Source organism: Blastococcus aggregatus, from assembly GCF_900221005.1.
In the GTDB taxonomy this organism is placed as follows: Bacteria; Actinomycetota; Actinomycetes; order Mycobacteriales; family Geodermatophilaceae; genus Blastococcus; species Blastococcus aggregatus.
Genome location: NZ_OBQI01000003.1, coordinates 483,963 through 503,589 on the forward strand (window position 1 = coordinate 483,963; position 19,627 = coordinate 503,589).

Here is a 19,627-nt window from a genome sequence, read left to right on the forward strand (position 1 = left end):
CATCACCGCCACCTCACGGCTGCACCGGCGCCGGACCGCCGCGACGGCGGCGCAACCACGTCACCGGCGGCACCGGGGGCACCGGCAGCACCCCGGCGACGACGGCGGCCAGCGCCACGACGGCCAGTGCCTGGCCCGCGGTCCCGGCGGTCTCGCCGTCGGCCACCAGCAGCGCCCCGGCGGCGAGCAGCGATCCGCCGGCCACCGCGCCGAGCAGGGCCGGCGCGTGCCGTCCGACCAGCTGGCGCAGCACCCACAGCGCGGCCAGCGACCCGAGCCCGACCAGGCCGCCGACGAGCGCGGAGCCGAACACCGCCGCCGTGACGACGACGACCGCGGCCAGCACGGCCGACACCCGTGCTCCCAGCTGCGCGAAGCGCCGGGAGCGCTCACGGGGCGCCCGGGCGGGCAGCACGGCCACCAGCAGGAGCAGCAGCGCGGCCCCGGCACCGACGGCGAGCGCCGTGCGGTACTCCGGGCCCGGGGTGAACTCGAGCTCGACCGAGCCCGCGGCGCCGGGCGGCACCAGGTACCCCTGCTGCCAGCCGTCGACGGTGACGACGCCGAGCAGCTCGCCGTCGAGGCGGGCCTGCCAGCCGGGGTTGGTGTTCTCCGGGATGACCAGCAGCGTGGTCTCGTCGCGCGCCTCGAGTTGCACCGTGCGGTGCTCGGCCTCCCAGCGGCTGGTCTCCACCGCACCGCGCACCCCCGGCGCCGTGCCGGCCCCGGTGCCGTCGCGCCCGAGCGTGACCGACTCGATCGCCAGCGCCTCGCTGCTGCGGGCCAGGACGCGGTGCTCACCGCCCGGGATGCGCAGGGTCGGGGAGGTCGCGGGCTCGCAGAACTCCAGGGCCAGCGGCTGCAGCGTCTGCAGCGCGCCCACCGTCGTGCGCACCGTGGTCAGGAACAGCGCGCCGTCGACCCGCACCTCGGGGCCGGCGCCGCACGGCAGCCCGACCTGGGTGTCCGGCGGGGTGACCGGGTTGGGCTCACCGACCTCGAGCTCGGCGATGCCGACGCCGAGCTGCTGGTCCCAGCGGGTCGCCGGGTCCAGGGACTCCAGGTCGTCGGGCAGCTCGAAGGTCACCTCGAGCCGGTCGGTGACGACCGGGACGAACCGGACACTGCCGTCCTCGGTCAGCCGCAGGGTCCGCGGCAGCCCCCCGGTGTCGATGGTGACCGCCGCGGGCGCCGCGCCGGCCTGCGCCGACGCGGGGAGGACCCGCAGCGAGTCGATCGTGCGGGGCTCGGGCCAGGTGAGCACCAGGGTCGGGCGGAGGTCGTCACCTGCGGCCAGCCAGGAGGTGGCGGGGTCGCCGTCGACGGCCGCGGCCGCGCTGGCCCGGGGGTCGGTGACCGGCTCGCTGCTGCCCTCCACCGCCACCGTGCCACGCAGCTCGGTGAGGAGTGCGTCGAGCGCCTTCCCGGGCCGGGCGACCGCGGTGCCGAAGAGGTCGTAGTCGGTCCAGTCGGTGACGTCGAAGGTGCGGTCCAGCCAGACGGCCTCTTCCGAGCCGGTGACCAGCGGCGCGGCGCACAGCGGCGCGCCGTCGGCGCCGGTCACGCAGCCGGGACGGCCCCGGTCGGCGTCGAAGGCGTAGACGCTGGCCGGGCCGGCCACCACGGGGGTGACCGTCGAGCGGTGCACGGTGAGGCCGGGCACCCGCACGTCGGCCAGCGCGAAGGCAGGCGCGTCCGGGTCGTTCCCCGGCGAGGTCGAGGTGATGGTCAGCTGGGAGGTGAGCCCGGCGAGCTCCGGGGGCAGGACGATCTCCTGCTCCTCACCGGTGTCGAGGACCGGCAGGACGGCCGAGCCGGCGTCCGTGGTGAACCGCAGCTCCGACGGGCGGGGCACGCCGGGCTCGCCACCCACCGAGAGGACGAACCGTCCGGCGTCGAACATCAGGTCGGCGGTCAGCCGCCACCAGGCCGGCTGCGGATCCTCGGTCCACGGCGCGGGGCGCCAGGCGGTCATCGGGTCGCCGTCGACCGCCGACCAGGGCTGGGTGTCCATGCGGGTGCCGTTGAACCCGTCGGGGTCCGAGGCCGAACTCGACGCGCTGGGCGTGCCGCCGATGTAGCGGACGACGCTCTCCGCCGAGGCCAGGTGCGGCAGGACGTAGTCGCGCACCGGTGCGTCGAGCCGCAGCGGGTCGTCGGCGGCCAGCGCTCCGGACTCCGCGTCGGCCAGGCGGCCGAAGGTGCGCTCCCGGCGGACCAGGGCGTCGGTCACCATCACCGTGTCCAGGGGTGCGCCCGGGCTGCCGGCCATCATCGTGGGGCGGTCGGTGACCACGCCGCGGTCCTCCAGCGGCAGCACCGCCTCCGGGCCGCCCTGCACGGTGACCACCGAGGACAGCGGCGCGGTCCAGGCCCGCGGCGCGGGGTCGGCCACCGTGTAGATCTCGATCGCCGGATCCGGCTCGTCCAGCCCGGCGTCGTAGACCATGCCGTCGTCCGGGGCCTCGAGCATCGTGGTCGGGCCGAAGGTGGTGAGCGGCGTGATGCCCGGGGACTCCCGCAGCGCCTCGCGCACGAGCACCGAGCGGGTGGCACCGGTGACGCCGGTGTCGATGTCGTTGCGCAGCACGAGGTGCGAGATCCCGGCGCGGGCGAGGTAGCGCGCCAGGCCCGCCGAGCCCTGCCCGCGCTCCAGCCGCTCCTCGATCGCGTCGAGCATGCGGATGTGCCCCTCGGGCGTCAGCGGGATGGCGTTGCGCACGTCCCACGCCGAGTCGGCCAGCGGCTGCATCGGCTCGTCGGTGGGCGTGCCCCACTCGTAGACCGGGAAGTTCGACCCGGGGAGCAGCAGGGCGCGCCCCTCGGAGCTCTCGGCGGCCAGGAAGTCGGCCGTCTCCTGCCAGTACGCCGGCACCTCGTCGAACCCCCGGGGCGGGGCGAGGCGCCCGGCCAGCGCCGGGGCGATGCTCGCCACCAGGGCGACCACGAGGACGGCGAGCACGCCGCGCGCCGCCATCCACGTGACCGACCGGCGGCGGGACGGCGAGACCGCGTGCGCCGCCCGGCGGCGTCGGGCGCCGTCGAGGAGCACGCCACCCAGGTGGGCCAGCGCCAGCACGAGCGGCAGCCGGAGGACGGGGTCGAACTTGTGCACGTTGCGCAGCGGCGCGAGCGGGCCGTCGAGGGCGTCGTGCAGCGGGCCGGCCCACATCCCCTCGACCGAGGCGAGGTGGCCGAGGGAGACCAGGCCGACGCCGGCCAGGACCCCGAGGACCAGCCAGGTGCGCTCCGGCAGGTCGCGGCGGCACAGCCCCACCAGGCCGGCGGCAGCCAGGACGACCGTGCCGACCACCGGCACGACGTCGTGGACCAGGGACCACCCGGCCGGCCAGGCCGGCCCCGCCGGGGAGGCCATCGTCGCCACCCAGTGCGACGTCCCGCGGAGCACGCTGAGGACGTCGGTCGGGCCCGTCGTCGCCTGGGCGTTCTCGATGTAGAAGAGGAACGGCGGGCTGAACCGGCCCAGCAGCACCAGCGGGCCCGCCCACCAGGCGGCCGCCAGCCCGACGCACAGACCCCACCACAGGATCAGCCGGCGCCGGAACGGCCCGCCGGGACGGGTGATCAGGTACAGCGCGGCCAGCGGGAGGACGGCGGCCGTCGCGACCGCGTTCACCCCGCCGACGCAGAAGACGGCCAGCGCCGAGAACGCCGCGGCCCGGCGGGCCGACCCGCGCTCCTCCGCGCCCACCAGCGGGATCAGCACCCAGGGCGCCAGCGCCATGGGGATGAGCTCGGCCGAGGTGGTGCCGATGGCGGTGAGCATGCGCGGCGCCAGCGCGTAGGCGATGCCGGCCACGAGCACGGTGCCCGGGGAGCCGATCCGGAGCCGGCGGGCCAGGACCACGACCCCGAGGAACGCCACGCTCATCAGCAGCGCGAACCACAGCCGCTGCGTCACCCAGACGGGCAGCCCGGCGAGCTGGCCGAGCGCGAAGAACGGCCCCATCGGGAAGAAGTAGCCGTACGCCTGGTTCTGCAGCTGGCCGGCCGCGCCCTCGGGCTCCCAGAGCGTGAGCGCCCGGCCGAGGAAGGCGAGCGGGTCCACCGCCAGGTCCAGCTTGGTGTCGCCGATGATCTTCCCCGGCGACTGGAGCAGGGCCAGCACCAGGAAGCCGGTGCACACGACCGCCAGCCGGAAGCGGGCCAGCAGGCCGATCGCGCGCGCCGTCAGCGGCTCCCGCGGGGCACGCGCGTCGTCGTCGTCCGCCGGGGACGTCGCGGAGGACCGACCGGTGACCATCGTCGCCATCTGCCGACCGCCGGCTCAGGCGGTGGGGACGGGCACGGGTGCGGGCTCGTCCTCCGGGGAGTCGGTGCGGGCCGGCCGGCTGCGGACGACGACCAGTGCGCCGGCCAGGAGCAGCAGGCCCCCGGTGCCGCCGGCCACCCACGGGACGGCGGCGCGCAGCACCTCGCGCTGCCCGCGGATGTCGTCGACGAGCGCGAGGGCGTCGTCGACGGACTCCTCCGAGGAGGTGAACGTGCCGGACAGCAGGAAGGCGCCGGGCTGCCCGTCGGGTCCGCGCAGCCAGGTGTTCGGGACCTCCTGCGTGGACACGACGACACCGGTGACCGGGTCGACGAGCAGGGCCCGCGTGGCGCCGTGGACGACGTCGGCCGGGACGTCGGCCGGGGCGTCGACGGCGGCCGGGGACCCGAGCAGCGAGCCGGGCACGGAGACCGAGGCGACCACCTGTGCCGGGACCTCCTGCTCGAAGCGGTACACCTGCAGGCCGCGGATGCTCTCGGTGCCCGCGAACCGCGCGGGGTACGCCTGCCGGGTCGTGGCGTCCCAGAGATCGTAGTCGCGCCGGCCGGTGTCGATCGGGAAGCGCACGGTCAGTCCGCGGACCTCCGCGCGTTCCCCGTCCACCGAGGCGCTCACGCAGTCGACGGCCTCGGCCGTGCGGCGGTCGAGGCAGGCCACCGTGGTGGAGGTGCCGATCAGCGTGCCGTCGACCTCGTTCGTGGTGGCCGCGAGCTCCCAGACGGCGACGTCGTCGCCGGCGTCCCCCGTGTCGGCATCCCCGCGGATCCGCACGTACGCCATCACGTCGTCGCTGGTGCGCGGCGCGAGGTCGACCGGGTCGACGAAGCCGACCTGCTCGCCCAGCGTGCCGGTGCGGAACGCCGCGTCGAGTTCGAGGCCGACCGGCACCAGCGGCACCCAGGAGCGGGCCGGGACCGCGGCGACCACGGCGAGCGCTCCGAGGCCGATCAGGGTCAGCCCGACGATCCGCGCCCGCATGCAGCTCCTCTCGCCGCAGAAGGGTCGCGCGGCACAGCACCTCGCAGGGTACGGGAGCAGGCTGCCCCGGCCGGGGCGACGCACCGGCCGGGGAACGCCGTCGATCGGCCTCGCGGTCAGGCCTTGCGGCGCAGCACCACGACGAAGTTCCAGCTCGCGAACTCGCGCAGGCCCGGGACGCGTGCGACCCACGTCGCCCACCACGGGTGGTACCGCGGCAGCACCGCGAGCAGGTCGGCGTCGGGGCAGGCGTTCGCCCACCGCGCCACGGACCCGGCCGACGCGGCGAACAGCGACTCGCCGAACTTGTTCTTCGGCTCCACCCCGTTGCGCCGCTGGTACCGGCGACGCGCCCGGTGCCCGCCCAGGTAGTGCCAGGGCGCCGTCTCGTGCCCGCCCCACGGCGAGAGCCAGGGGGTGAAGGAGAGGTAGATGATGCCCCCGGGTTTGGTCACACGCACCATCTCGTCGGCCATCGTCAGGGGCCGGCGGACGTGCTCGAGCACGTTGGACGAGTAGCAGACGTCCAGCACGCCGGACCGGATCGGCAGCTCCTCACCGCTGCCGCGGAGGGTGCCGGGCTCGGCCTCGCCCCGGGCGGTCATCTCACCGGCGTCGGGCTCGAGGCCCACGTAGGTCGCCCCGGCGGCCCGGAACGCGTCGGCGAAATAGCCCGCCCCTCCCCCGACGTCGAGGACCGTGGCGCCCGACAGATCGGTCCACCGTCGGAGTTGCGCCACCGAGTCGGCGGCGAGGACGCTGTAGAAGCCATCGGGGTCGTCCTGCTCGTGCAGGAACGCCCGGAACAGCGTCACCGACCGGGAAAGGGTGGCCGAGCGGCTCATCTTTCGCACTCCCATCGTGTCGTAGGACTCACAGCGGGTCGAAGTGGCCGCGTGGGTGCATTAGTGTGCCGCGGGTGTCACACCGATCCTCGGACATCGATGTTCTCTTCGTGAACTGGCGTGATGTCAGCCACCCGGAGGGCGGCGGGTCAGAACGGTACGTGCAGCGGATCGCGGAGGGTCTGGCGTCTGCCGGACTCCGCGTCACGCTGCTCTGCGCCGCGCACGGGCGGGCCCCGCGGGACGAGACCGTCAACGGCGTGCGCATCATCCGCCGCGCCGGCCGGCTGAGCATCTACCCCCGGGCGATGGCCTTCGTCCGCAAGCACAAGCCCCGCCTGGTCGTCGACATCCAGAACGGCATCCCGTTCTGCAGCACCCTGGTGACCCGCGCTCCGGTCACCAACGTCGTCTTCCACGTGCACAAGGAGCAGTGGCCGATCGTCTTCGGCCCGGTCGGCGGCCGCATCGGCTGGTGGCTCGAGTCGGTCGTGGCCCCCAAGGTCTACCGGCGGGTCCCCTACGTCACGATCTCGGACGCGACCGGCCGGGAGATGGCGGGCCTGGGCATCGACGCCGAGCGCATCACCCTGGTCCCCGTCGGCACCGAGCCGATCGTGCGGGTCGCGACGCCGCGCTCGGAGTCGCCGCGGCTGATCACGCTGGGCCGGCTGGTGCCGCACAAGCAGGTCGAGCACTCGCTGGAGATCCTCGCCCGGCTCAGCGACCGCTGGCCCGACCTCACGCTCTCCATCGTCGGCGAGGGCTGGTGGGAGGAGTCGCTGCGCGCCCAGGCCGACCGGCTCGGTGTCGCCGACCGCGTGGAGTTCACCGGCTTCCTGGACGAGAAGGGGAAGCACGAGCAGCTCGCCGCCGCGTGGGTCTTCGTCTGCCCGTCGGTGAAGGAGGGCTGGGGCATGGTGGTCATCGAGGCCGGCGGCCACGGCGTTCCCACGGTCGGCTACCACTCCTCCGGTGGTCTGCAGGAGTCCGTCGTGGACGGGGTCAGCGGCGTGCTCGTCGACGACCTGGACCAGATGACCGACGCCGTCGCCCGCCTCCTCGAGGACGACGACGCCCGCCGCGCCATGGGCGCGGCGGCCGAGCGCCATGCGGCCACCTTCGAGTGGTCGGCCAGCGTGCGCGAGTTCGCCGGCGTCCTGGCCCGCTCGGTCCACGGGTCGCCCCGGGCCGGCGTGCGCGCCGGCACGGCCGACCTCGTCGAGCTGCTGGAGCGCATCCAGCACGGGGTCGACGACCCCACGCACACCCTGGCCGTCCCCCTCGAGAGCACCGCGGCCGACGGCACCGGGGCCGACCCGGCCCTCCCCCGGGAACCCGCGTCCTCAGGGTTGGCGTGACGCGGGGCGGCCGGCCGGGCATCCGGCGGTGGGCGGTCGCCCGGGCCGCCCCCTGCGGGGTGCGCGGATGACCGCCGTCGAGACCCCGCCGGTCCCGAGCCAGGCCCGGCGCCGCCGCGAGGCCGCCGTGCCGGCCGCACTGGTCTCCCTCGCCCTGCTGGGCGTCAACGGGCTCGCCTACGTCATGACCGTCGTGGCCGCCCGCGCGCTCGCCCCCGAGGCCTTCGGCGAGCTCGCCGCCCTGCTCGGGGTCATGTTCATCGGCGTCGTGCCGGCCACCGCGCTGCAGACCACGGCCGCGCTCACCCTCGGTGCCAACCCCGCCGACCGCTCCGCCGTCCAGGCCCGGCTGCACACCGCCATCTGGGTGGGCGCAGCCGCCGTCGGCGTCCTGGGCCTGATCGCCGTCGGCCCGCTGGTGGCGCTGCTGCACCTGTCGGGGCCCTCGACCGTGCTGTGGCTGATCGCCGTGCTGGTGCCGCACACCCTGGTCGGCGGCTACGACGGCCTCCTGCAGGGCAACCGCCGCTACGGCCGGCTGGCGCTGGTCAACACCACGTTCGGCGTGCTCAAGTCCGGCGGTGGCATCACCGGCCTGATCGTCGGCGGCACGCCCGAGGCCGCGCTGATCGGGATGGCGCTGGGCTGCGCCGCCAGCGCCGTCGTCGGCTGGACGTTCGCGGGCCGCCCGGGCTTCTCGCGCCGCATCCGCGGGCACGTGCTGTCGGCGGCGAAGGCCTCCGGGGCGCTGCTGGGCCTCGTGCTCATGGTGAACCTGGACCTGCTGCTGGCCCGCCACCACCTGCCCGCGCAGCTGGCCGGCGAGTACGCGGTCGCCTCGATCTTCGCCAAGGTCGCCTTCTGGCTGCCCCAGGGCGTCAGCGTCGTCCTGCTGCCCCGCCTGGCCCACGCCCGGGGGCGCCGACGGCTGCTGCCGGTCGCCGCCGCCCTGGTGGCGCTGGTCGGCGCGCTGCTCACCGCCGCCACCGCGGTCCTCGGCGCCCGCGCCCTTCCGCTGGTGGGCGGCGCCGAGTACGGGGACGCCCTGGGCGGCGCCACCTGGGTGTTCGCGATGCTCGGGACGCTGTTCGCGCTGGCCCAGCTGCTGCTCTACTCCGGCATCGCGGCGTCCGACCGCGTCGCGGCGGTGGCCGTCTGGTGCGCCGTCTCCCTGGAGGCCGCGGCCGTCGAGGTGCTCGCCGCGCGCGACGGGCTCACGGTGCTCACGATCGCCGGCATCGCGGTCGGGGCCAGCATGCTGCTGGTCGGGACCGGCATGCTGCGGCTGTGGCGCACCCACGCCCGCGAGGGGCTCGAGCTCCGCGCCGCCGCCGCGCGGTGAGCCGGTGACCGGCTCACCGCGCCGGAATGGTCAGTACGGGTCGTACGGGGAGTCGTGCTTGAACACGACCTTCGCCACCGGGCGCAGCCGCAGGCGCAGCAGCACCTTCACCAGGACGTTGCGGACCCACCACGGCAGCTCGGCGAGGATGCGCAGCCGGTCGGCGCGCGAGGGCTTGCCCACCCGGAACAGCGCCATCGAACCGGCCCGACGCTCGTAGCGGAGGTCCTTGGCCGGCAGCACGTGCAGCAGCGTGCCGAGCGTGACGCCGATCGAGGAGAAGCAGTCGTGCACCAGGACCGGGGCGCCCTCGGGCAGGTGCACGCGCCACTTGAGGTCGTCGGAGTAGGTCCAGTAGTCGTGCTTGCCGTCGATGTACAGCATCTGGAACGGCCGGTCCCACGACGAGCGGATCTTCGTCGAGTAGTCGCACACCAGCTCGACGGTGTCCTCGACCCCGGCCTCGGCGATGTGCGCCTCGAAGGAGTCCCGCGTCTTGCGGCCACCGAAGAGCTTGCCGTCGATGAAGGGGTCCACCGCGAAGACGCGGCCCCGCTTGGCCTGCATCACGCGGCCGAGCATCACCGTCGAGCGCCCCTGGTGGGAGCCGATCTCCAGGACCGCCGAACCATCGGGCAGTCGCCGGGCCTGCTCGTCGAGCAGCTCGGCCTGGCCCTTGGTCATCCATCCGGGGATCCGGTCCGCGACGGCCCAGACCTCGTCGAACGTCTGGCGCGAGGGCGTCAGGGAAGAATCCGGCACCGTACCTCCATCACAGGGGTGTCACGATCGCGGGAACGGTACATGGCCGGACACTCCGTAACGGAGCCCGGCTCCCGTCTCGCACCCCTACGGTGCCATGCTCGCGCGCCCGGCAGGAGCTCCGACCCGGCGCACGACGATCAGCTTTCCGGGTGACCGGAGGACTACTCGTGCGCGTCCGGGGGCAGGACCAGCGCAGTCGCCCGTCCGGTCGCACCGGACGGGCCGCCTCCTGCAGCCGCGCCGAGACGAGAGGAGCGCCATCCATGGCGTCCGTCATCCACTACACGATCGCGACCGAGGCCGAGAAGAGCCCGGACTTCCGTCGCGTCCTCTGGACCGGGGAGCACACCCAGCTGGTCATCATGACGATCCCCAAGGGCGGGGAGATCGGCGAGGAGGTCCACGAGGTGGACCAGATCCTCACCTTCGTCAGCGGCACCGGGAAGGCGATCATCTCCGGCTCGGAGAAGGTGGTGGCCCAGGGCGACCTGGTCGTCGTCCCCGCCGGCAAGAAGCACAACTTCCTCAACACCGGTGAGAACCCGCTCATCCTCTACACCGTCTACGGCCCGGCCGAGCACGCCGACGGCGCGGTGCACAAGACCAAGGAGGAGGCGGACGCCCTCGAGGAGGCCGGCAAGGACGAGCCCCCGACGTCCGACTGAGCACCTGGCGGAGGGGCCCTCGCCGGCCCCTCCGCCCGCCCGGGCGACCGGTCAGCCGGCGGAGGCGTGCCGTCCGGCGTCCTCGCCCTCCGGCACGACCATGACCGGGCACGGCCCCGACAGCACGCAGTGCAGCGCCACCGAGCCCATGAGCAGACCGCGCACGGCGCCCTGCCCGTGCCCGCCGACCACCAGCAGCGCGGCATCCCGTGCGGCCTCCACCAGGACGTTTCCCGCCGGTCCCTCGAGGCTCTCCACCCGCACCGGCACCCCGTCCGGCAGGCGGGCACCGGCCACCTGCTGTTCCGCCGCGGCCCGCACCTCCCCGGCGAGCTGCTCGGGCGGTGGCATCACCACCGCGTAGGCGTCGCTCCAATAGCTGGCCGCGGAGTACGCCGCGACGGCCACCACCTCGGCCCCGAGCAGCTGCGCCTCGGTGGCCGCCCGCTCCAGGGCGGCGCCCGAGGCGGCGGACCCGTCCAGCCCGACGACGACGCGCGGCGGGCCGGAGGCGCTGTCGGCGGTCGCGTCCGCGGCCCCCGCGTGCACCACGACGACCGGCACCCGGGCGTGGGTGACGCAGCTGAGCGCGACCGAGCCGAGCACCAGGCTCTTCACCGCGCCGCGGCCCCGGCTGCCGACCACGAGCAGGCCGGCGTCCTCCGCCGCCGCGAGCAGCATGGGTGCCGGCGGCCCGGCCACCGCCAGGACCTGCACCGGGACGTCGGGCTGCCCGACCTCGGCCCGCACCTCGTCGACGAGCGCGCCGGCCCGTCCCAGCGTGTCGGCGCGCACCGCCTCCAACTGCTTCTCGTCGAGCAGGAGCGGGTCGGCCAGGTACAGCTGTACCGGGAAGCTGCTGACGACCTCCACCGGCGCGCCGCGCCGGGCGGCGTCGGCCAGCGCCCACCCCAGGGCGATGCGCGCCCCGGGTGATCCGTCCACGCCGACGACCGTGCGGCCCGCGTGTCCCTGCTCGTCGTCCGTCACCGCTGCTCCTGTCGTCGAGGTCCGGCTGCGAGGCTGCCGGGATCACGCCCCGGGCACAAGGGCCCGGTCAGCCGTCCAGCAGCTGCCGCACCTGCCGCTGGATCTCCAGATCCTCTCGGGAGGTGACCACCACGGTGCGCGCGGCCGCGCCCTCGGCGGTCACGTCGGCGTCCCCGTCCACCGCGTCGTTGCGCGCGGGGTCGACCGCGAGGCCGAGATGGCCGAGCGCCGCACCGACGGCGGCGCGCACCGGAGCCGCGTGCTCCCCCACGCCCCCGGTCATCACCAGCAGGTCCAGCCCCCCGGTCGAGGCGGTCATCGCCGCGATCTCCCGGGTCAGCCGGTGGAGGTAGACATCGGCGGCCAGAGCGCAGTCCGGGTCGCCGTCGTCCCGCCCGGCCAGCACCTCGCGCAGGTCGCCCGAGGTGCCCGAGAGCCCCTTGAGCCCGGAGTGGTGCTCCAGCACGTCGGCCAGCTCGGCCGGCGGCACGTGCCCGTGCTCCAGCAGCCAGAGCAGCAACCCGGGATCCAGCGTGCCCGGCCGGGTGTTCATCACCAGCCCGGCCAGAGGGGTGAACCCCATCGTCGTGTCCACCGAGATCCCGCCCCGGACGGCGGCGAGCGAGGCGCCGGCACCGAGGTGGCAGCTCACGATGCGCAGCTCCTCGACCGGCCGGCCGACGAGCTCGGCGCCCCGCCGGGCCGCCCACGCGTGCGAGAGCCCGTGGAACCCGTACCGGCGCAGGCCCCAGCGCTGGTTCCACTCCCGCGGGACGGCGTAGGTAGCGGCGGCGGGGGGCAGCGTCGCGTGGAACGTGGTGTCGAAGCAGGCCACCGCCGGCACGTCGGGCAGCAGGGCCCCCGCCGCCGTGATGCCGGCCAGGGCCCGCGGGTTGTGCAGCGGCGCGAGATGGCTGATCGACCAGAGGTAGGAGACGACCAGCTCGTCGATCACCACGGGGCCGGTGTGCCGGGGTCCGCCGTGCACCACGCGGTGCCCCACGGCGTCGACGGGCCCGGCTCCGGCGAGGAACTCCTCCAGCGGCGCGAGGTGCCGGTCGCCGTCCCACCGCTGCACGGTGGTGGCGGCGACGACCTCGCCGTCGGGGTCCAGCACCCCCAGCTTCAGGCTGCTGGAGCCCGCGTTGACGACCAGCAGCCTCACGCCTCCGGCTCCTTCAGCGGGTCGCCGCCCGGCGTGGCGGGGCCGGACGCCGGGGACCACTGCCAGTTCCGGATCTCGGGCAGATCCTCGCCGTGCGTGCGCACGTACTGACGGTGTTCGGTGATCATGTCGCGGAGCCGGTCGCGGGCGTGCGAGCCGACGGCGTGCAGCCGCGGAACCCGGTCGATGACGTCGATGGCCAGGTTGTAGCGGTCCATGCGGTTCATGACGCAGATGTCGAAGGGCGTCGTCGTCGTGCCCTCCTCCACGTACCCGCGCACGTGGAAGTTGTCGTGGTTGGCCCGCCGGTAGGTCAACCGGTGGATCAGCCACGGGTAGCCGTGATAGGCGAAGATCACCGGTTTGTCGCGGGTGAAGTAGGCGTCGAACTCCCGGTCGGAGAGCCCGTGCGGGTGCTCGCGGTCGTCCTGCAGCCGCATGAGGTCCACGACGTTGACCACCCGGATGCGCAGGTCGGGGAACCAGCCGCGCAGGATCTCCACCGCCGCGAGGGTCTCCATGGTCGGCACGTCACCGGCGCAGCCGAGCACGACGTCGGGCTCGGTGCCTTCGTCGGTGCTGGCCCACGACCAGATCCCGATGCCCTTGGTGCAGTGCTCGACGGCGCTGTCGATGTCCAGGTACTGCAGGGCCGGCTGCTTGCCCGCGACGATGATGTTCACGTACTGCTCGGTGCGCAGGCAGTGGTCGGCGACCGAGAGCAACGTGTTCGCGTCCGGCGGCAGGTAGACCCGGATGACGTCGGCCTTCTTGTTGACGGCGTGGTCGATGAAGCCCGGATCCTGGTGCGAGAAGCCGTTGTGGTCCTGGCGCCACACGTGCGAGGTCAGCAGGTAGTTCAGCGAGGCGATGGGCCGCCGCCACGGGATGTCGTTGGTGGTCTTGAGCCATTTCGCGTGCTGGTTGAACATCGAGTCGACGACGTGGATGAACGCCTCGTAGCAGGAGAAGAACCCGTGCCGGCCGGTGAGCAGGTAGCCCTCCAGCCAGCCCTGGCAGAGGTGCTCGGACAGCACCTCCATCACCCGCCCGTCCGGTGCCAGCGAGTCGTCGCCCGGTAGCCGCTCGGCCATCCACGCCCGGTCGGTGACCTCGAGGACCGCACCCAGCCGGTTGGAGTTGTTCTCGTCGGGAGCGAAGACGCGGAACGTCGTCATGTTCTCGCGCATCACCTCGCGCAGGAACGCCCCGAGCACCCGGGTCGCCTCCACCGCGCCGGTACCGGGCGCGTCCACCGGCACCGCGGAGTCGCGGAAGTCGGGCATCCGCAGAGGCTGCAGCAGCTTCCCGCCGTTGGCGTGCGGATTGGCGCTCATCCGCCGGTCGTGGGCGGGATGCAGGTCGCGGACGGCGGGCACGGGGGCGCCGTCGTCGTCGAACAGTTCCTCGGGCCGGTAGCTGCGCAGCCACTCCTCGAGCACCGCCCGGTGGCCGTCGTCCTCGCGGGCGTTCTTGAACGGCACCTGGTGCGACCGCCAGGTGCCCTCCACCTGCAGCCCGTCGACCTCGTGCGGCCCGGTCCAGCCCTTGGGCGAGGCCAGCACGATCATCGGCCAGCGCGGCCGTTCGGTCTCGCCCTCCTCGCGAGCGCGGCGCCGGATCTCCGCGATCTCGTCCAGGCAGCGGTCGAGCGTCGCGGCGAACCGCTGGTGCATGTCGGCGGGGTCGTCGCCCTCGACGAGGTAGGGCGTGTGGCCGTAGCCGCGCAGGAGCTCCATGAGCTCCTCGCGCGGGATCCGGGCCAGCACCGTCGGATTGGCGATCTTGTAGCCGTTGAGATGGAGGATCGGCAGGACCGCGCCGTCGGTGACCGGGTCGGCGAACTTGTTCGCGTGCCAGCTGGCCGCCAGGGGGCCGGTCTCGGCCTCGCCGTCGCCGATCACGGCCGCCACGACGAGGTCGGGGTTGTCGAACGCCGCGCCGTAGGCGTGCGCGAGGGCGTAGCCGAGCTCGCCGCCCTCGTGGATGGACCCGGGCGTCTCCGGCGCGACGTGGCTGGGGATGCCACCGGGGAAGGAGAACTGGGTGAACAGCCGCCGCATGCCGGCCTCGTCCTGGGACACGTCGGGGTAGTAGTGGCTGTAGGTGCCCTCCAGCCAGGCGGCCGCGACCGGCCCCGGCCCGCCGTGCCCCGGGCCCATCACGTAGATCATGTCCAGGTCCCGCGCCCGGATCGCGCGGTTGAGGTGGGCGTACAGGAAGTTCAGGCCGGGGGTCGTCCCCCAGTGGCCCAGCAGCCGCGGCTTGATGTGCTCGGGCAGCAACGGCTCGCGCAGCAGCGGGTTGCCCATGAGGTAGATCTGGCCGACGGACAGGTAGTTGGCGGCTCGCCACCAGGCGTCGAGCGAGGCGAGTTCGGCATCGCCCAGGGGGGCGGTGCCGACATGAGCATCCACGGAGCGCTCCATCGGGCGATCCCATCCGACGGGTGCCCGATGAGCAAGCCCGTGGCCGGCGGCGCCCCCCGCTAACCTGGCCCCACCGGACGACCCGACCGCACCGGACGGTGCGAAGGAGCGCCCATGACCGCCGCCCGTGGGGCACGCTGCGTTCGACGACGCGCGCCGTCCCGCGCCAGGCGACCCGCCCCATCGCGGTGGTGCCGATCACGGCAGGCGGCCACCCCTCGACCCACGGAGCCGCCCGATGACCGCGACCGCCCCTGAGCGCGCCGGGACCGACGCCCCCGGCCTGGCCGAGGCCCTGCGCCGCGCCGGGCTCCGCGACGTCGACGACTCGGGGCTGGCCCGGGCGCTGTACTCCTCCGACGCCTCGCTGTACCGGGTGCTCCCCCGCGCCGTCGTCCGCCCGCGCGACGTCGACGAGGTGCTCGCGACCCTGGCGGTCTGCCGCGAGCTGGGCGTGCCGCTGACCGCCCGCGGAGCCGGTACCTCGATCGCCGGGAACGCGGTGGGGCCGGGCGTCGTGCTCGACACCAGCCGGCACCTGAACCGGGTGCTTCAGATCGACCCCGAGGCCCGGACCGCCACGGTCGAGCCGGGCCTCGTGCAGTCCGCGCTGCAGGCCGCGGCCCGCCCCGCCGGCCTGCGCTTCGGCCCCGACCCGAGCACGCACAACCGCTGCACGATCGGCGGGATGATCGGCAACAACGCCTGCGGCTCGCGGGCGCTGGGGTACGGGCGCACCGCGGACAACGTCGTCGGCCTCGACGTCGTCACCGGCGGCGGCACGCGCCTCTCCCTCGGCCCCGGCACGGCGCCGGACGGGGGCGTGCTCACCGAGCTGCACGGCCTGGTCGCCGCCGATCTCGCGACGATCCGCACCGAGCTGGGCCGCTTCGGCCGCCAGGTGTCGGGTTACTCCCTCGAGCACCTGCTCCCCGAGCGCGGCTTCGACGTCGCCCGCGCGCTGGTCGGCAGCGAGGGGACGCTCGGGCTGGTGCTCGGTGCCACCGTGCGGCTGGTCGCCGACGCCCCGTTCCGGGGGTTGGTCGTGCTCGGCTACCCCTCGATGGCCGACGCCGCGGACGCCACCCCCGCCCTGCTCCCCCACCGGCCCACCGCGGTCGAGGGGCTGGACGCGCGCATGGTGCAGCGGCTGCGCGACGTCCCGGCCGCCGTCGTGCCCGACCTGCCGCGCGGCGAGGGCTGGCTCGTGGTGGAGCTGACCGGCGACAGCGTCGCCGAGATCGAGGACGCCGCCCGGCGGGTGCTCGCCGACGCCGGCGCGCTGGACTCCCTCGTCGTCACCGACGCCGGTGAGGCGGCCGCCATCTGGCGGATCCGCGAGGACGGCGCCGGGCTCGCGGCGCGCACCTCCGACGGGCACCCGGCGCACGCCGGCTGGGAGGACGCCGCCGTCCCGCCGGAGCGCCTGGGCGCCTACCTGCGCGAGTTCGAGGCGCTGCTGGACCAGCACGGCCTGCAGTGCGTCCCCTACGGCCACTTCGGCGACGGCTGCGTGCACGGCCGGATCGACTTCCCGTTCGGCGCCGGAGCCGAGCCCGACCGGGGCCGGTCGCGCTACCGCGCCTTCGTCGAGGACGCCGCCCGGCTGGTGGCGGGGTACGGCGGCTCGCTGTCCGGGGAGCACGGCGACGGCCGGGCCCGCAGCGAGCTGCTGCCGCTCATGTACTCCCCCGCCGTCATCGCCCTGTTCGAGCGGGTGAAGGCGGTGTTCGACCCGGACGACGTGCTGAACCCGGGCGTGCTGGTCCGGCCCGCCCGGCTCGACGACGACATCCGCATGGCGGCGGCGCCGGCCCTGCGGCGCGAGGACCGCCCGACGCTCGCGCTGGCCTACCGGCACGACGGCGGCGACTTCTCCGCCGCGGTGCACCGCTGCACCGGTGTCGGGAAGTGCCGCGCGGACCTGCAGTCCACCGGCGGGGTCATGTGCCCCTCGTGGCCGGCGACGCGGGAGGAGAAGGACACCACCCGCGGCCGGGCCCGGGTGCTCCAGGAGATGCTGGCCCCCGGCGGCCCGGTCGCCGGCTGGCGCTCGCCGGAGGTGCACGACGCCCTCGACCTCTGCCTGTCCTGCAAGGGCTGCTCGTCGGACTGCCCCACGGGCGTCGACATGGCCTCGTACAAGACCGAGGTGCTGCACCAGTCCTACCGGCGGCGGCTGCGCCCCCTCTCGCACTACACGCTGGGCTGGCTGCCGCGGTGGGCCGATCTCGCCGCCCGCGCCCCCCGCCTGGTCAACGGCATCCTGGGCTCGCGGCTCGGCGCCCGGCTGGCCAAGTGGGGCGCGGGCATGGACCAGCGCCGCGAGGTGCCGGCGTTCGCCGTCCGCACCTTCCGGCAGCAGTGGGCGGCGCGGCCGGCCCCGGCCGGAGACGGCGCCCCGGTGGCGCTGTGGGTCGACTCGTTCACCGACCACTTCGACCCGGACGTGGCGATGGCCGCCGCCGAGGTCCTGGAGGCGGCCGGCTACCGGGTGCAGGTGCCCGGCGCCGACACCTGCTGCGGGCTGACCTGGATCACCACCGGCCAGCTGGACGCCGCCCGGCGCATCCTCGGGCACACCGTCGCCGAGCTCGCCCCCGTCGTGGCCGCGGGCATCCCGGTCGTGGGCGTCGAGCCCTCGTGCACTGCCGTGCTGCGCGCCGAGGCGCTCGAGGTGGTGGGCGGCGCCGACGCCGAGGCCGTCGCGGCGGGCACGCGGACGCTGGCCGAGCAGCTCGCGGCCACGCCCGGATGGGAGCCGCCGTCGCTGGCCGGGCTGCAGGTCGTCGCGCAGCCGCACTGCCACCACGCCTCGGTGCTGGGCTGGTCGGCCGACGCCGCGCTGCTGCGCCGGGCCGGCGCGGAGGTCACCCGGCTGGGCGGCTGCTGCGGGCTCGCCGGCAACTGGGGCGTGGAGAAGGGCCACCACGACGTCTCGATGACGATCGCCGGGCAGCAGCTGCTCCCGGCCGTCGCGGAGCTCCCCGACGACGCCGTGGTCCTCGCCGACGGCTTCTCCTGCCGCACCCAGCTCGACCAGCTGGCCGGGCGGCGCGGGCTGCACCTCGCCGAGCTGCTGAACCGGGGACGCTGACCCCGTCTGCCACGATGGTGGCGTGGACCTCGAGGAGACACTGCTGCCCGGCGTCGGCGTGCGCTACGAGATGAGGTGCAGCTCGGGGCAGTCGCTCGGCATCGTCGTCCAGCGCGAGGGTGGGGCGGAGATCTCCGTCTACGACGCCCGGGACCCCGACCGGGCCACGGGCATCTTCCGCCTGAGCCCGGAGGAGGCCGACGCCGTCGCCGAGGTGCTGGGCGCACCGCGGCTGACGCAGCGCTTCGCCGACCTGTCCAGGGAGGTGCCGGGCCTGGAGTCGGGCCGGCTGACGATCGCCCCGGACTCGCCGTTCGTCGGCCGGCCCCTGGGTGACACCCGGGCCCGGACGCTCACGGGGTGCTCCATCGTCGCCGTCGTCCGCGGCATGGACGTCGTGCCCTCCCCGGGCCCGGAGCAGCTGCTGCAGGCCGGCGACGTGCTGGTGGCCATCGGCTCGGACTCGGGACTGAGCCAGCTCGACCGGCGGCTGTCCGGCCAGGAGTAGGCCGCGTGGACCATGTCGCCGCGCTCCTCGTCGAGCTCGGCCTCCTCTTCCTCGGTCTGTCCGTGCTGGGGCTGGCCGCCCGCAGGCTCGGGCTGTCCCCCGTCCCGTTCGTCCTGCTCGCGGCCCTCGCCGTCGGCAACGGTGGACTCGTCCCCCTGGAGAACGCCGAGCCGTTCATCGAGGCCGCCGCGGAGATCGGCGTCGTCCTGCTGCTGCTGACGCTGGGGCTGGAGTTCTCCTCCAGCGAGCTGTTCGCGTCGTTCCGGCGGCACGCCCCCTCCGGACTGGTCGACCTGGCGCTCAACGCACCCCCCGGCTTCGTGGCCGGACTGCTCCTGGGGCTGCCGTGGGAGGGGTCGCTGGCGCTGGCCGGCGTCACCTGGATCTCCTCGTCCGGCATCGTCGCCCGGCTCCTGGGCGACCTGGGCCGGCTGGCCAACCGCGAGACGCCGGCGGTGCTCGCGGTGCTGGTGCTGGAGGACCTGGCGATGGCGCTGTTCCTCCCCCTGCTCGTCGTCGCCCTCGCCGGGCAGGGGCCGATGGCGGCCCTGGGTGGCGTCGGCCTGGCCGTCGGCGCGGTGGTCCTGGTGCTGGCGGCCGCACAGCGGCACGGTCACCGGCTCGGCCGGCTGCTCACGCACGACGACGACGAGCAGGTGATGCTCCGGTTGATCGGGCTGACCCTGCTCGTCGCCGGCCTGGCCCAGGCGATGGGCGCCTCGGCCGCCGTCGGTGCGTTCCTGGTGGGCCTGGCGCTCCCGGCGTCGTTCGCCGCACGGGCGCGGGCGATCCTCGCCCCGCTGCGCGACCTGTTCGCCGCCACGTTCTTCGTCGCCTTCGGCCTGGCCACCGACCCCGGAACCATCCTCCCGATGCTGCCCGCCGCCCTCGCGCTGGCCGGCGTCACCACCCTCACCAAGATCGCCACCGGCTGGTTCGCCGCCCAGCGGGACGGCATCGGCGTCCCGGGCCGGCTGCGCGCCGGTACCGCGCTGGTGGCCCGCGGGGAGTTCTCCATCGTGATCGCGGGGCTGGCCGTCACCGCCGGGATCACGGCCGTCGGCCCGGTCGCCACCGCCTACGTGCTCGTGCTCGCGGTGGCCGGCACGGTGCTGACCCGGATCGCGGACCCGCTGTCGAGCCGTCTGGCGCCGGTACCGGCGCGCTGACCGGGCGCCCGCACCGTCC

The 19,627-nt window shown here is 74.9% G+C and carries 13 protein-coding genes; 6 read left to right on the top strand and 7 right to left on the bottom strand.

Annotated features, from left to right (window positions below):
• Positions 1–13 precede the first annotated feature (13 nt).
• The 3 genes from CRP29_RS12145 to CRP29_RS12155 form a co-directional block, all read right to left on the bottom strand.
• The gene (locus tag CRP29_RS12145; RefSeq protein WP_097195286.1) at positions 14–4,273 is read right to left on the bottom strand and encodes a DUF3367 domain-containing protein; all 4,260 of its coding nucleotides are present in this window, start codon (positions 4,271–4,273) and stop codon (positions 14–16) included.
• 15 nt (positions 4,274–4,288) lie between these two features.
• Complete coding sequence (gene pgfA / locus CRP29_RS12150) at positions 4,289–5,272, bottom strand: cell envelope lipid trafficking protein PgfA (protein ID WP_097195287.1); 984 nt, start codon at positions 5,270–5,272, stop codon at positions 4,289–4,291.
• A gap of 116 nt (positions 5,273–5,388) precedes the next feature.
• The gene (locus CRP29_RS12155) at positions 5,389–6,117 is read right to left on the bottom strand and encodes a class I SAM-dependent methyltransferase (protein ID WP_217991566.1); all 729 of its coding nucleotides are present in this window, start codon (positions 6,115–6,117) and stop codon (positions 5,389–5,391) included.
• Positions 6,118–6,191: 74 nt separating this feature from the next.
• Here CRP29_RS12155 and CRP29_RS12160 point away from each other — a divergent pair, with 74 nt between their 5' ends.
• Together CRP29_RS12160 and CRP29_RS22755 are read left to right on the top strand one after the other, a co-directional pair.
• Positions 6,192–7,478, top strand: coding sequence for a glycosyltransferase family 4 protein (locus CRP29_RS12160; protein WP_217991567.1), 1,287 nt, complete (start codon positions 6,192–6,194; stop codon positions 7,476–7,478).
• Between the two features lie 67 nt (positions 7,479–7,545).
• Positions 7,546–8,820 carry a lipopolysaccharide biosynthesis protein gene (locus CRP29_RS22755; protein WP_176522938.1) on the top strand — a complete coding sequence of 425 codons (1,275 nt, stop codon included), beginning with the start codon at positions 7,546–7,548 and terminating at the stop codon, positions 8,818–8,820.
• 30 nt (positions 8,821–8,850) lie between these two features.
• Here CRP29_RS22755 and CRP29_RS12170 read toward each other — a convergent pair whose 3' ends face one another.
• On the bottom strand, positions 8,851–9,582 hold the full coding sequence (locus CRP29_RS12170; RefSeq protein ID WP_217991568.1) for a class I SAM-dependent methyltransferase: 732 nt from the start codon (positions 9,580–9,582) through the stop codon (positions 8,851–8,853).
• A 266-nt stretch (positions 9,583–9,848) separates the two neighbouring features.
• On the opposite strand from CRP29_RS12170, the gene CRP29_RS12175 reads away from it, so the two are divergent.
• Positions 9,849–10,250 carry a cupin domain-containing protein gene (locus CRP29_RS12175; protein WP_097195289.1) on the top strand — a complete coding sequence of 134 codons (402 nt, stop codon included), beginning with the start codon at positions 9,849–9,851 and terminating at the stop codon, positions 10,248–10,250.
• A 51-nt stretch (positions 10,251–10,301) separates the two neighbouring features.
• Here CRP29_RS12175 and CRP29_RS12180 read toward each other — a convergent pair whose 3' ends face one another.
• From CRP29_RS12180 to CRP29_RS12190, 3 genes are all read right to left on the bottom strand, one after another.
• Positions 10,302–11,240 carry a universal stress protein gene (locus CRP29_RS12180; RefSeq protein WP_097195290.1) on the bottom strand — a complete coding sequence of 313 codons (939 nt, stop codon included), beginning with the start codon at positions 11,238–11,240 and terminating at the stop codon, positions 10,302–10,304.
• Positions 11,241–11,307: 67 nt separating this feature from the next.
• Positions 11,308–12,405, bottom strand: coding sequence for an acetate/propionate family kinase (locus tag CRP29_RS12185; protein ID WP_097195291.1), 1,098 nt, complete (start codon positions 12,403–12,405; stop codon positions 11,308–11,310).
• Positions 12,402–14,822: a phosphoketolase family protein gene (locus CRP29_RS12190; protein WP_245852753.1), complete on the bottom strand. Its 2,421-nt coding sequence runs from the start codon at positions 14,820–14,822 to the stop codon at positions 12,402–12,404. Before CRP29_RS12190 ends, CRP29_RS12185 begins: the two co-directional genes overlap by 4 nt.
• Positions 14,823–15,072: 250 nt before the next feature.
• Between CRP29_RS12190 and CRP29_RS12195 the strand changes: the two genes are divergently transcribed.
• Genes CRP29_RS12195 through CRP29_RS12205 form a run of 3 tightly spaced genes read left to right on the top strand, consistent with a single transcriptional unit; the run spans position 15,073 to position 19,608 of the window.
• Positions 15,073–17,931 carry an FAD-binding and (Fe-S)-binding domain-containing protein gene (locus CRP29_RS12195; protein ID WP_097195293.1) on the top strand — a complete coding sequence of 953 codons (2,859 nt, stop codon included), beginning with the start codon at positions 15,073–15,075 and terminating at the stop codon, positions 17,929–17,931.
• A 22-nt stretch (positions 17,932–17,953) separates the two neighbouring features.
• The gene (locus CRP29_RS12200; RefSeq protein WP_097195294.1) at positions 17,954–18,439 is read left to right on the top strand and encodes a cation:proton antiporter regulatory subunit; all 486 of its coding nucleotides are present in this window, start codon (positions 17,954–17,956) and stop codon (positions 18,437–18,439) included.
• A gap of 5 nt (positions 18,440–18,444) precedes the next feature.
• Positions 18,445–19,608 (top strand): cation:proton antiporter, encoded by a 1,164-nt coding sequence (locus CRP29_RS12205; RefSeq protein WP_097195295.1) that lies wholly within the window; start codon positions 18,445–18,447, stop codon positions 19,606–19,608.
• The last annotated feature ends 19 nt before the right edge of the window (positions 19,609–19,627 follow it).